General features: G+C 35.1%; 11 protein-coding genes. 8 read left to right on the forward strand and 3 right to left on the reverse strand.

Annotated elements, in window-relative coordinates:
• Positions 1 to 127 precede the first annotated feature (127 nt).
• The 3 genes from C8C87_RS15420 to metG form a co-directional block, all read right to left on the reverse strand.
• A complete protein-coding gene (locus C8C87_RS15420) occupies positions 128 to 814 on the reverse strand; it encodes an HAD family hydrolase (RefSeq protein ID WP_121343203.1) in 687 nt (228 codons plus the stop codon).
• Between the two features lie 52 nt (positions 815 to 866).
• Positions 867 to 2,300: a hypothetical protein gene (locus tag C8C87_RS15425; protein WP_121343204.1), complete on the reverse strand. Its 1,434-nt coding sequence runs from the start codon at positions 2,298 to 2,300 to the stop codon at positions 867 to 869.
• Positions 2,301 to 2,442: 142 nt separating this feature from the next.
• Positions 2,443 to 4,503 (reverse strand): methionine--tRNA ligase, encoded by a 2,061-nt coding sequence (metG, locus tag C8C87_RS15430; protein ID WP_121343205.1) that lies wholly within the window; start codon positions 4,501 to 4,503, stop codon positions 2,443 to 2,445.
• Positions 4,504 to 4,927: 424 nt separating this feature from the next.
• Between metG and C8C87_RS15440 the strand changes: the two genes are divergently transcribed.
• The 8 genes from C8C87_RS15440 to mgtE all read left to right on the forward strand — a co-directional run bounded on the left by C8C87_RS15440 (position 4,928) and on the right by mgtE (position 12,630).
• A complete protein-coding gene (locus C8C87_RS15440; RefSeq protein ID WP_121343207.1) occupies positions 4,928 to 5,650 on the forward strand; it encodes a hypothetical protein in 723 nt (240 codons plus the stop codon).
• Between the two features lie 171 nt (positions 5,651 to 5,821).
• The gene (locus C8C87_RS15860; protein WP_199716388.1) at positions 5,822 to 5,992 is read left to right on the forward strand and encodes a hypothetical protein; all 171 of its coding nucleotides are present in this window, start codon (positions 5,822 to 5,824) and stop codon (positions 5,990 to 5,992) included.
• Between the two features lie 68 nt (positions 5,993 to 6,060).
• Positions 6,061 to 6,600 (forward strand): DUF4375 domain-containing protein, encoded by a 540-nt coding sequence (locus C8C87_RS15445; RefSeq protein ID WP_121343208.1) that lies wholly within the window; start codon positions 6,061 to 6,063, stop codon positions 6,598 to 6,600.
• Between the two features lie 224 nt (positions 6,601 to 6,824).
• Positions 6,825 to 8,096 carry a serine--tRNA ligase gene (serS, locus tag C8C87_RS15450; protein ID WP_121343209.1) on the forward strand — a complete coding sequence of 424 codons (1,272 nt, stop codon included), beginning with the start codon at positions 6,825 to 6,827 and terminating at the stop codon, positions 8,094 to 8,096.
• Between the two features lie 93 nt (positions 8,097 to 8,189).
• On the forward strand, positions 8,190 to 9,965 hold the full coding sequence (locus C8C87_RS15455) for a tetratricopeptide repeat protein (RefSeq protein WP_121343210.1): 1,776 nt from the start codon (positions 8,190 to 8,192) through the stop codon (positions 9,963 to 9,965).
• Between the two features lie 67 nt (positions 9,966 to 10,032).
• A complete protein-coding gene (locus tag C8C87_RS15460) occupies positions 10,033 to 10,344 on the forward strand; it encodes a DUF4286 family protein (protein WP_099713863.1) in 312 nt (103 codons plus the stop codon).
• Between the two features lie 164 nt (positions 10,345 to 10,508).
• Complete coding sequence (gene rsmA / locus C8C87_RS15465; protein ID WP_121343211.1) at positions 10,509 to 11,288, forward strand: 16S rRNA (adenine(1518)-N(6)/adenine(1519)-N(6))-dimethyltransferase RsmA; 780 nt, start codon at positions 10,509 to 10,511, stop codon at positions 11,286 to 11,288.
• A complete protein-coding gene (mgtE, locus tag C8C87_RS15470) occupies positions 11,278 to 12,630 on the forward strand; it encodes a magnesium transporter (protein WP_099713861.1) in 1,353 nt (450 codons plus the stop codon). Before rsmA ends, mgtE begins: the two co-directional genes overlap by 11 nt.
• Positions 12,631 to 12,711: the final 81 nt, after the last annotated feature.

Below are 12,711 nucleotides of genomic sequence, written 5' to 3' on the forward strand. Positions count from 1 at the left end.
ACGGCATTTTTAGCAATATTTTGTACTTTTTTTATAGATTACACAAAGATATTAACTTTAAATTCAAGTGTTTTTTAGCTGAAAAGACTTTTATTAATGATTCAAAGAGATTTAAAACAGGTTTTTATTATTCCAGTCTTTTTAGTATTTCTGTTATTTTTTCATAAGCACTGAAATTTTCATGTTCTACTTTATGGTCGATTTTTTCGTGTGCCCAAGTTGTATGAAACGGAATATGAACGGCGTGTCCGCCAATAGCTAAAACTGGTAAAACATCTGATTTTAAGGAATTACCAATCATAAAAAATTCTTCAGGTTGTATTTCGAGTCGTTTTATTAAATCAGAATAATCAATTTCTTGCTTGTCCGACATCACTTCAATATGATGAAAATAATGACCCAAACCAGAATTGTGCAATTTTCGGCGTTGGTCCAATAAATCGCCTTTGGTGGCAACCACTAGTTTGTATTTTCCGTGTAAAGCGTCTAAAGTTTCTTCGACACCATCCAATAAAACAATCGGTTTTTCCAGTAATTCTTTCCCATATTGAATTATTTTTTCGATAATTTCTACAGGAAGTGTATTATTCGAAATAGTCATCGCGGCCTCAATCATCGACAGAATGTAGCCTTTGATTCCGTAGCCGTACAATTTCAGATTGTCAATTTCGACCTTAAAAAGTTCTTTCGAAATTCCCTGATGCGACAAATAATCTTCCATCAAACCACAGAATTTCTTCTCGGTTTCATCAAAATACGTTTCGTTGATCCATAAGGTATCATCGGCGTCGAAAGCAATTACTTTTAGTTTCATTTTTTTTGTAATGGTTGATTAATAAAATCCAAAAATTAATTATGTTCTATTTTTAATCATTAAATTTTTTGATAATATATTCCTTTGTTTTATTATCATAATAACCTAAATAATAAGCATCGGTTTTAAATAATGTTTGTGATGAAACATCTTTATATGTATCGAAAAAAGTACGGATTTTATCAAACGCTAAAGGTTGTAAATCGCCTTTAATATGACTGCCTTCCTTGTCAAATAATCCGTCTGTTTTAACCACTTTTCTATTTGAGTAGGAATTAAAACTCTCTATGCCAGGGTTGTGCACGGCGATTGAAACGAGTGCTCCAATTAAGCCAAATTGGCCCATACCAAATTGGCTGGCTGACTGTTGCACTGGAGAAACACCCCCAAAAGTAATTAGTGTGTTTTGGCCAATTGTATAGCAGCTAACACCAGGATATAAATTGTTTACTTTTCGAATAAACTGTGAAGAATTTTCTAAGGTTCTCTTTCCTCCAAAATCTCCTCCTTCCAGTTGAACTTCCGAATTTTTAAAATCGATTGGTTCGGATGACTTAGCGGTATGTTCCTTCAATACTTTTCCGTCTAAATCTTTTACAGTAAGATAAAATAGATTGGATGCGCTTTTTAATTGATATAATTTGTTGTCAAAGTAAAATGAATTCGAATTTAAATACGTTCGGTCTTCTTCTATATCGTGGGTTTTTATTTTTTTTTCAGTAGCTTTAAAATCTGTTAAATCAACAGTGATAATTTGGGTAAACTCGATATTCGTGTCAAGGGTAATGATAATTCGATTGTTTTTGAAATAACATTTTCTCTTTTTGGCACTATCAGTTAGAGATGTTGGGTTGTCGGTATTTATAAGCTGCAACGAGAAAGGCGCTTCAAAAGGAAGTAAATTTTCTCCTAATACTTCATATAAGTTTGATTGTGTATAGTCTGATTTATAAAAAGTAAATTCGTTCAAATTGATTTTTTTTTCGGTATAATCACCTTCTTTATCAAAAACATAGATTTTTAAATCATTACTTTTTTTGATAACTGTTAGGATGTAAAAAAAATCTATATCACTAAATTTTTGTAAAACTTTTTCGTCTTTTAATAATAAAGAATGTTGTTTTGTTGTCGTTTTATGGTTATTGAAATCGTATAATTCAGTAAAAATATCCTTGGAATCATTTGATGACCAAAAAAGTCTAGTGTTGTCATTGTTGATGTTGTAGCCAATCATCTTCGTGTAAATTTTAGTATTTGGCCTTTCGGATGAAATACTATCAACGATTTTCATTTTTTCATCGAGTTGAATTGCTTTTACTTTTATTTTATCACCAATAAATAAAGTAATTTCTTTTTTATCGTTATTTATAGTCTGAAAAACATCTCGATTTTTTTTTAGCTCAAGAGGTATAGAAGATACCAGTTCTTGTGAAAAAGAAATTAAACTACTTAAAATTAAAGACGCAAGAAGTGTTTTTTTTATCATTTTTAGATAGGTTTATTTTTTAGCTAATATCTTATTTTTTTTTAAAATATTAGTAGTTAAAAAATGTTTTTTAAATGCAAATTGCGTGACTTAATTAAAATTTTAATTAAGTCACGCAATTTTATACTTTTTTCAAAAAGTCTTAATTTATAGTCTCTCCATTGGCAACGCCATCGGTATCCGGGTTTACAAATACCAATTTTCCTTCAGCATTCGTAGTCATCAAAATCATTCCTTGGCTTTCTACGCCGCGAAGGTTTCTTGGTGCCAAATTCACTAAAACAGTAACTTTTTTACCAATAATATCTTCCGGTTTGAAACTCTCGGCAATTCCCGAAACAATAGTGCGAACATCAATTCCAGTATCTACTTTTAAAATCAAAAGCTTGTTCGCTTTTGGCATTTTTTCGGCTTCCAGAATCGTTCCTGTACGGATATCCATTTTGGCAAAATCCTCAAATTGAATCGCTTCTTTTTGTGGTTCTGCTTTTTTGTTTTCGGCAGTATTGGCAGTTTTAGTAGCTTCCAGTTTGTCTATTTGTTTTTGGATTTCCTCGTCTTCAATTTTGGCAAACAATAATTCGGCTTCACCAATTTGATGTCCAGCCGGAATCAAATCAGAATTTTGAGCAATAGTATTCCAATTCAACGGACTTTCTATTTTTAAAATTCTTGATAATTTTTTAGCCGTAAATGGTAGGAAAGGTTCGCAAAGTGAACTCAACGCAGCCGCAATTTGCAGCGCCACATACATTTGAGTTTGCACGCGTTCTGGATTGTCTTTGATAACTTTCCAAGGCTCTTCATCCGCCAAATATTTATTTCCTAAACGAGCCACATTCATCAATTCACTTAACGCTTCACGGAATCTGTAACGTTCCACAGAACTCGAAATTACAGCTGGATACGCTTTCAATTCAGTTAAAGTCGCTTCATCCACTTCCGAAAGTTCGTTTGGTTGAGGTACAATTCCGTTGTAATATTTATTGGTTAAAACCACAACACGATTGATGAAATTTCCATAAATCGCAACCAATTCATTGTTGTTTCTCGCCTGAAAATCTTTCCAAGTAAAATCATTATCCTTTGTTTCCGGCGCATTCGATGTCAAGGCATAACGCAAAACATCCTGTTGATTCGGAAATTCTTCTAAATATTCGTGCAACCAAACCGCCCAGTTTTTAGAAGTAGATAATTTATTTCCTTCCAAGTTCAAGAACTCGTTCGCAGGCACATTATCTGGCAAAATATAACTTCCTTCGGCTTTCAACATCGCCGGGAAAATGATGCAATGGAAAACAATATTGTCTTTCCCAATAAAGTGAACCAGTTTTGTATCCTGATCTTTCCAGTACGGTTCCCAATCTTTTCCTTCGCGTAAAGCCCATTCTTTCGTAGAAGAAATGTAGCCAATCGGCGCATCAAACCACACGTATAATTTTTTTCCTTCGGCACCTTCAACAGGAACGTCAATTCCCCAATCCAAATCACGAGTTACCGCACGAGGTTCTAATCCGCCATCAATCCACGATTTTACTTGTCCGTAAACATTCGGCTTCCAATCGTTTTTATGTCCAACAAGAATCCATTCTTTCAAAAACTCTTCATAACGGTCCAAAGGTAAAAACCAGTGTTTCGTCGATTTCAAAATTGGAGTTTCTCCAGTAATTGTCGATTTAGGATTAATCAAATCCGTAGCATTCAGCGTCGAACCACATTTTTCGCATTGATCACCGTAGGCTTCTTCGTTGCCACATTTTGGACAAGTTCCCACCACGAAACGGTCTGCGAGGAACTGATCTGCTTTCGCATCATACAATTGCTCGGTCACTTCTTCGATAAAATCCCCTTGTTCATACAGTTTTCTAAAAAATTCCGAAGCCGTATCATGATGAATTTTAGCCGAAGTTCTGGAATAATTATCAAACGAAATTCCAAAATCAGAGAACGATTTACGAATGATTCCGTCATATTTGTCGATTACTTCCTGTGGCGTTATGCCTTCTTTTTTGGCTTTCATCGAAATCGCCACGCCATGTTCGTCGCTTCCGCAAACAAACAAAACGTCTCTTCCCTGCAATCTTAAATATCTGGAATATATGTCCGAAGGCACGTAAACACCGGCCAAATGGCCAATGTGAATTGGTCCGTTCGTATACGGCAATGCCGCTGTAATCGTATATCTTTTTGGATTCTGTATCATAAATTTATTTTTAGATTCTGAAATTAATTCAGAACGAGGTGCAAAAATAAGGAATCCAATTTTATTTGAAGCTATTTAGCTTCGCTGAATCTGCGATGTCCCGCTATCCGTTGCAATCTTTTACTTTTTAAAGAAAAAAGTAAAAGGATTTTCACTGCTATCGGGGCTAGGAAAACCCGGATTATAAAAATGTATAAGTCTTGTGAGCTTTCTCTTCCTGCAAGGTTTTTTTTGACCTTGTAGGTGTTTATATCTAAAAACATACCTACAAAGTTTTGTAAACCTTGCAGGAGAAAAAATTCTAAAGGCACATTTTTTTAGCCAAATGTGGAAAGCCGTAAGTGTATGTTTTTTCGTCTCGATAAATTTGAGGGCAGAATTGCAATGAATGCTAGCTTAATACAGAACCTAAAATTTAAACAGAATGAGAAAATTAATTACATTACTAATTATCGTATTAATATTAATTCCTAAAAAAGCTGAAGCTCAAAATAATGGTGCTGCAGCAGTAGCTGCTATTGCGGGTATAGCCGCTATTGGCGCTGGAATATTTGCCGTTGAACAGATGAAAGAGCAAGCTGAGCTAACCGCAACCCAATGGATATTAAAAAACCACCCGGAATTAACTAGCTTTTCATTAAAAACATTAGATTTTGACGGTAAAAAATTAAAGGATATGTCTTCCGTATCTGTAATCTTGTTCAATGTTCAAGAGTTTCAGCCACAAGAAAAGCCTGAGTTAAATGGTAAAAAACAAGTTTTGTTTGGATTTACCAGTAATGGCTGGGTAAATGAGAACGGTGTTAACTTCGATAAAGTAAAATGGTATCTTATTGACGAAAGTGAATGGATCAAAATGATGACATCCTATGTTAAAGTTGCTTCGGGTGTTAATGATAGTAAATTGATTAAAGATAAATTATTGGAAGGCAAGATTGTAAATAAAGGCTTGAAAATTAACAGTAAAATTGCACTTCCATTTTTTGAATTAACTGGCGACATGTATGTTGTAACGGATTACTCAAATGATATGAAATTTATCTACAATGAAAGATCTTTAGGTATTTTTCTAAAAGAAACTAATGATTTAGTTCAGATAGGAAGAAATCAGATCATCGATATCCACGACTTCTTCTTTAAGAAATAAGCAGATTTCGTCTACTAACTTGGACTAATCTAACGAGGATTTTTTGGCAATTTTTATCCATAAAAATTTAATTAAAGCATTTTTTATCAATAACACGTAAAGAAGGAAAGCTACATTTATAATGTAGCTTTTTTTTATATTTGTAACCGTAATTAAAGAAGTTTCTACATTATGGCAAAAGGACCCGAAAAAAACACCAAAAATAAGGCTTTACATACCAAATTGCTCAATCGGAAAAAGGCTAAACTTCAAGAAGAAAAAAAAGAAAAAGCGTTGCGTTTGAAAGCTTTGGTTACAAAAATGAATCAGAAAAAGAATAGTGACGAATCTGATAGCATATAAATCGAATTGTATTTCTTTTCTGTTTTATTTTACCCGAAATTTGCAGCACATATTCAAACACAAAACCTATGGAATTCGGTAGAATAATTATTTCAGAAACAGCCTTTAATAGTGAGAACCTTCAAGATGTGATTCACTCTAATATTTCGGTAATCAACTTAATGCGTGAGGAAGGCGTGAACGATGATTTGATTCACGAAGATGCTATAATGAGTTATTATTTAGATTATTATACCTCACAATATACCGAAGGAAATTTTGCTCAGTTTGTATACAATTCCGGTTGGGATAAAGAATTAAACGAATTAATCGAAGAAGGTTTGGCATTAATTGGTGCCGAAAAGCATTTGGAATTGTTCCAACAGCAATCCAAAAAAGTAAAACTGATGAGCAGTGTGAAGCTGAATAAATTCCTAAAAGGGAAATTAGAAGGCGTAAATCCTATCCGAGATTTGCTTAACAACGACACTTTTTTTGAAATAGAAGAAAATCTAATTACTTTGAATGCTGCTTTCTTAAAAACCCACCCAGATTTTGAAGTCCTTTCTGTAGACGACATGTTTGCAACCTTAGAAGAATTTGTGGGGCACGAGATTAAAAGAGACTAAGTAAGTCAAAAGTCCAATGTCATAAAGTTTTTAAAGTCCTGTTTTTATTTGTTTTTTTGAAGTTCTATTGTCAATGTAAATTAAACATTAGGGCATTTGAATCATACATTAGTATTGGACTTTATGACTTTTGATTTTTGACGAATTTTTTCCCCCATTTCTATCAAACATTTCCTTAAATTTGCTTCCATTATTATAAAAGTTAGCGTTAAAAAAATCAAGCTATGTTACAAATCGCATTTATTAGAGAGAATCAAGAAAAAGTAATCACCGCTTTGGCAAAGAGAAACATCGATGCTACAAGTGTTGTTGAAGAAGTGGTCCAACTGGATGAAAAACGTCGCGCTACGCAAGTGGAGCTAGACAATATTTTATCCGAATCTAATAAATTATCCAAAGATATTGGCGAATTGATGAAAGGCGGAGAGAAAGCAAAAGCCGCAATTCTAAAAGAAAAAACCGTTTTAAACAAAGAGAAAAGCAAAGCTCTAGCGGAAACAGCTGATGCGCTTGCCGCTGAACTTTTAGAGAAATTATATACGTTACCCAATCTTCCTGCTGATATTGTTCCTGTTGGAAAAACACCGGAGGAAAACCTAAACGTTTTTGAAGAAGGGGAAATTCCAGTTTTGCATGATGGAGCGCAACCGCATTGGGAATTGGTAAAAAAATATGATATCATTGATTTTGAATTGGGTGTGAAAATCACAGGCGCAGGATTTCCTGTTTATAAAGGAAAGGGAGCTCGCTTACAACGTGCTTTGATCAATTATTTCTTGGACAAAAATACTGCTGCAGGGTATAATGAAGTTCAGGTTCCGCACATGGTCAACGAAGCATCCGCTTACGGAACGGGACAATTACCGGATAAAGAAGGGCAAATGTATCACGATAAAACGGATGATTTGTACTTGATTCCAACGGCTGAGGTTCCGGTAACGAATTTGTTTCGTGACGTGATTTTGAACGAAAATGAATTACCCGTTTTAACAACGGCCTATACGCCATGTTTCCGTCGTGAAGCAGGTTCTTACGGAGCGCATGTACGTGGATTGAACCGTTTGCACCAATTTGACAAAGTGGAAATTGTACGTGTAGAACATCCTGATAAGTCATACGAAGCTTTGGACGGAATGGTGGAACACGTTAAAAATATATTACAGGAATTGAAATTACCATATAGAATATTGCGTCTTTGTGGTGGAGATATGGGTTTTACTTCAGCTTTGACGTATGATTTCGAAGTGTTTTCTACAGCGCAAGATCGTTGGTTAGAAATCAGTTCAGTTTCTAACTTTGAGACTTTTCAAGCGAATCGTTTGAAATTGCGTTTCAAAGATAAAGACGGAAAAAACCAATTGGCACACACTTTAAACGGAAGCGCATTGGCTTTGCCAAGAGTTTTGGCTGGAATTTTAGAAAATTACCAAACTCCGGAAGGAATTGTAATTCCTGAGGTTTTACGTCCGTATTGCAGGTTTGATATTATAGATTAATTAGTGTTCAGTCCTCAGTGATCGGTGTTCAGTTAGCTTTTTGGACAATGCACCGTTTGGCAAACTGAACACTGAATACTGAACACTTTTAAGATGAAAAATATTTTTCTACATATTACCCTGTTTTTTTCATTGCTTTGTTTTTCTCAAAACGAACAATTAGCGCAGTATTATTATGACAAAGGCGATTTTGAAAAAGCAAAAATCAGCTATGAAGAGTTGCTGCAAGAGATTCCGTTAAATTCCCAGTATTTCTTAAGAATAATAGATTGTTCTCAGCAATTGCAACAGTTTGAAAGTGCCGAAAAAGCCATTCAGGAACGATTTAACAAGTACAATCAAGGGAATCTTCTGGTAGAATTAGGCTATAATTTTCAGTTGCAAAAAAATGATGTCAAAGCTAAGATCTACTACGATCAAGCATTGGACCGAATCAGAAAAAATCCAAATGAAGTCTACGGAATATCGAACGCTTTTGAGAAAAAAGTGTTGCTCGAATACGCCCTGAAATCCTACCAAACCGCCACAGAATTAGAGCCTAATTTTAATTTCAATTATCAAATAGGATTGCTTTACGGTCAATTGTCTAATATGGAAATGATGATTTCCACTTTTCTGGACGAGGCGTTTGCGAATCCTCAAAACTCCATTAGAATCCAAAATCAATTGGTTCGTTTTATGGCTGATGAAGGTGATGCAAACTTCAATGAAATATTGCGCAAAGCATTAATTCTAAGGACTCAGAAAAATCAAGATCTCTTTTGGAACCATTATTTGAGTTGGTTTTATGTACAGCAAAAAGAATTCGAAAAAGCATTTATTCAGGAAAAAGCCATTTACAAACGCAATCCGGAATCGCTTGCCAATATTGTGAATTTAGGGCAACTGGCCATTGAAGAAGACAATCAGGAAGCAGCTAAAGAAATTTTGGGATTTGTATTGGAAAATACACAAGATTTAGAATTGTTGATCCAAGCGAATTCGTATTTGGTAACCATGAAAATTGAAAAAGCATCCGAAAATGACTTTGCAGCCATCAACACAGAATTAGACGGTTTGTTGAAACAATTTGAAATAAGTCCTTTTACCTTATCTTTGCAGCTGATTCAGGCACATTTCACGGCATTTAATTTGAAAAAACCAGAGGAAGGAAAGGCAATTGTCAAGAGAGCATTGGAATTGAAATTGAATGATTATGAAGTGGCTAATGCCAAAATGGAACTGGCAGATATTTTACTTTACGAAGAAAAATTCAATCAGGCTTTGATTTATTATTCGCAGATTGAATTGGATTTGAAGAATGATGTAATGGCACATGAAGCCAGTTTGAAAGCCGCAAAAACCAGTTATTTCAAAACCGATTTTGCTTGGGCATTGAAACAATTTAAGGAATTGAAATCAGCGAATACGCAGTTGATTGCCAATGATGCTTTGGAATTTTTTCTGTTAATCAACGACAATACTGTTGCCGATTCGACACAAACGGCTTTGAAGCAATTTGCAAAAGGAGATTATCTGTTGTATCAAAACAGGAATCAGGAAGCGGTAACGCAGTTTCAGACGATTTTGAAAAACTATAAAGGACAAGAAATAGAGGCCGTGACCTTGTTGCGATTAGGGAAAATATATGAAAAGAAAGGTGATTTTGCTTTGGCTTTAAGCCAATACCAAACGATTATTGACCAGCATAGCGACGGAATTTATATAGATGAAGCGTTGTATTTTTCGGCAGAAATTTATAACAAGCAATCGTTACCCGAAAAAGCGAAACCATTATATGAAAAGGTATTGTTCAATCATCAGGACAGTATTTATTTTGTGGAAGCAAGAAAGAAATTCAGACAATTGCGAGGAGATACTAATTTGTAAAAAAGTTTAACTGTTTAATTGTTGAGTCGATTAACCAGTTAAACAATTAACCAGTTAAACAAAAAAAATGATACTATACAACGTTACCACAAACATACATGAAAGCGTTCACGATCAATGGATGATTTGGATGCAATACAAACACATTCCTGAAATTTTGGCTACGGGAAAATTCTCTTCGGCAAGAATGGTACGGGTTTTAATTGAAGAAGAAATGGGCGGAGTAACGTACTCTGTTCAATACGCAACAGACAGCAAAGAAACTTTGGAGAAATATTATCAGGAGGATGCGCCGGCTTTTCGCGAAGAAGGAGCAAAGTTGTTTGGAGACAAAATGCTTGCTTTTAGAACAGAATTAGAATTGATTGCAGATTTTTAGAGTCATTGCAAGGAACGAAGCAATCACATTCAGATTGTCGTTTTGAACCACAATCTTGAAGTCGCAATCTGCGATCTCCAATTTGAAATAAAATACACTTTGTGCCTTAGTGCCAAAATAAACTTAAAATAAAGCGAGATTGCTTCGTGCCTCGCAATGACAACATGGAAAAAGTAACAGCCAAAAAACACCTCGGACAACACTTTCTTAAAGACGAAAGCATTGCAAAAGACATTGCTGACACGTTGAACTTAGAAGGATATGATGATGTATTAGAGATAGGTCCGGGAATGGGAGTTTTGACAAAATATTTGTTGGATAAACCGGTGAATACGTACGTTATTGAAATCGATACGGAATCAGTGACGTATTTGGACCAAAATTATCCAAAATTAAAAGACAGAATCATTTCTAAAGATTTCCTGAAATATAATGTAAACGATGTTTTTGAAGGGAAACAATTCGCTATCATTGGGAATTTCCCGTATAATATTTCGACACAAATTGTTTTCAGAACTTTGGAATACCGCGATCAGATTCCGGAATTTGCAGGGATGTTTCAGAAAGAAGTAGCGCAACGTATTTGTGAAAAAAAGGGAACAAAAGCGTATGGAATTCTATCGGTTCTGGTTCAGGCTTTTTATGATGCCGAGTATTTATTTACAGTTGATGAAAATGTATTTATTCCGCCACCAAAGGTAAAATCGGGAGTTTTACGTTTGCGCAGAAAGAAAGATTACAGCTTGCCATGTGGTGAGAAATTGTTTTTCACGGTAGTGAAAACGGCCTTTCAACAGCGACGCAAAACGTTACGAAATAGTTTAAAAACCTTAAATTTGTCGGATAGTTTAAGAGAAGATAAAATTTTTGACCTTCGACCAGAACAATTAAATGTAGAACAGTTCATAGAACTTACCCAAAAAATAGAAGCCGATGGAGTTTAAAATCAGCAAAGAATTAATTCAGGAATTAGAGCAACTCATTCAAAATAAAAACGACCAGCAACTGGAAGTCTTATTGAATGATATGCACCATGCTGATATTGCTGAAATTCTCGATGAGCTTGATTTTAATGAAGCGACCTATATTTTTAAAGTTTTAGACAGTGAAAAAACCGCCGAAATTCTTCTGGAACTGGAAGATGATTTGCGGGAAAATATATTAAGCAGGCTTTCGCCAAAAGAGATTGCGGAAGAATTAGATGAGCTGGAAACGAATGATGCAGCCGATATTATTGCAGAGCTTTCGAAAGATTTGAAAGCCGAAGTAATATCAGAACTTCAGGATGTTGAGCACGCCAAAGATATTGTTGACTTATTGCGTTATGATGAGGATACCGCAGGTGGAATCATGCACAAGGAATTGGTTAAAGTCAATGAAAATTGGAATGTGCTAACGTGTGTAAAAGAAATGCGCATTCAGGCCGAAAACATCTCCAGAGTCCATTCGATTTATGTCGTGGATGATGAAGATAGATTGAAAGGCCGTTTGTCACTCAAGGATTTATTGACCACTTCTTCCAGAACACCGGTAAGTGATGTTTACATCCGAAAATTAAACTCTGTAAAAGTAGATACCGAAGATGTTGAGGTGGCCCGAATCATGCAAAAATACGATTTAGAAGCCATTCCCGTCGTAGATGAAATGGGACGATTAGTGGGAAGAATCACCATTGATGACATTGTAGACGTAATCAAGGATGAAGCTGATGAGGATTACCAGTTGGCAGCAGGTATCTCGCAAGACGTTGAAGCTGATGACAGCATTTTTGAACATACAAAAGCACGATTGCCTTGGTTGGTTTTGGCTCTTTTAGGTGGTTTTATCTCCGTAAAAGTGCTCGGCTTGTTTGAAGGAGCGATGTTTGAACATGGGAATTTGTTCTTTTTCACACCACTTATTGCCGCAATGGCAGGAAATGTAGGCGTACAATCATCAGCAATTATAGTGCAGGGTTTGGCTAACAATACGTTGAGCGGATCCTTGTTTAATAGATTGGTCAAAGAAGTGTCACTAAGTTTATTAAACGGACTGATTTTGGCTACGATATTGTTTTTAGGAAGTCATTTTCTGTTGAATGTCGAATTGATCATTGGCGTTATTGTTACTATAGCATTGATGTCGGTAATTATTATTGCATCGTTAATAGGGACTTTTGTTCCGTTGTTACTCGATAAATTTGGCATTGACCCCGCATTAGCAACCGGACCGTTTATCACAACGAGTAATGATATTTGTGGAATTCTGATTTATTTTTCGATAGCAAAAATGATTCTGGGATTTTAAGAAAGAATTGAACAAAAAGAATAGAGAGAAATTAAAAAATAACTAATACAACTATAACTACACAACCAACACTTTTCCCTA

The organism is Flavobacterium sp. 120, from assembly GCF_003633605.1.
In the GTDB taxonomy this organism is placed as follows: domain Bacteria; phylum Bacteroidota; class Bacteroidia; order Flavobacteriales; family Flavobacteriaceae; genus Flavobacterium; species Flavobacterium algoritolerans.

Bases quoted from the DNA above. Each gene is read 5' to 3' on its own strand.
- C8C87_RS15420 (WP_121343203.1), bottom strand. From the start codon at position 814: ATGAAACTAAAAGTAATTGCTTTCGACGCCGATGATACCTTATGGATC.
- C8C87_RS15425 (WP_121343204.1), bottom strand. From the start codon at position 2,300: ATGATAAAAAAAACACTTCTTGCGTCTTTAATTTTAAGTAGTTTAATT.
- metG (WP_121343205.1), bottom strand. From the start codon at position 4,503: ATGATACAGAATCCAAAAAGATATACGATTACAGCGGCATTGCCGTAT.
- C8C87_RS15440 (WP_121343207.1), top strand. From the start codon at position 4,928: ATGAGAAAATTAATTACATTACTAATTATCGTATTAATATTAATTCCT.
- C8C87_RS15860 (WP_199716388.1), top strand. From the start codon at position 5,822: ATGGCAAAAGGACCCGAAAAAAACACCAAAAATAAGGCTTTACATACC.
- C8C87_RS15445 (WP_121343208.1), top strand. From the start codon at position 6,061: ATGGAATTCGGTAGAATAATTATTTCAGAAACAGCCTTTAATAGTGAG.
- serS (WP_121343209.1), top strand. From the start codon at position 6,825: ATGTTACAAATCGCATTTATTAGAGAGAATCAAGAAAAAGTAATCACC.
- C8C87_RS15455 (WP_121343210.1), top strand. From the start codon at position 8,190: ATGAAAAATATTTTTCTACATATTACCCTGTTTTTTTCATTGCTTTGT.
- C8C87_RS15460 (WP_099713863.1), top strand. From the start codon at position 10,033: ATGATACTATACAACGTTACCACAAACATACATGAAAGCGTTCACGAT.
- rsmA (WP_121343211.1), top strand. From the start codon at position 10,509: ATGGAAAAAGTAACAGCCAAAAAACACCTCGGACAACACTTTCTTAAA.
- mgtE (WP_099713861.1), top strand. From the start codon at position 11,278: ATGGAGTTTAAAATCAGCAAAGAATTAATTCAGGAATTAGAGCAACTC.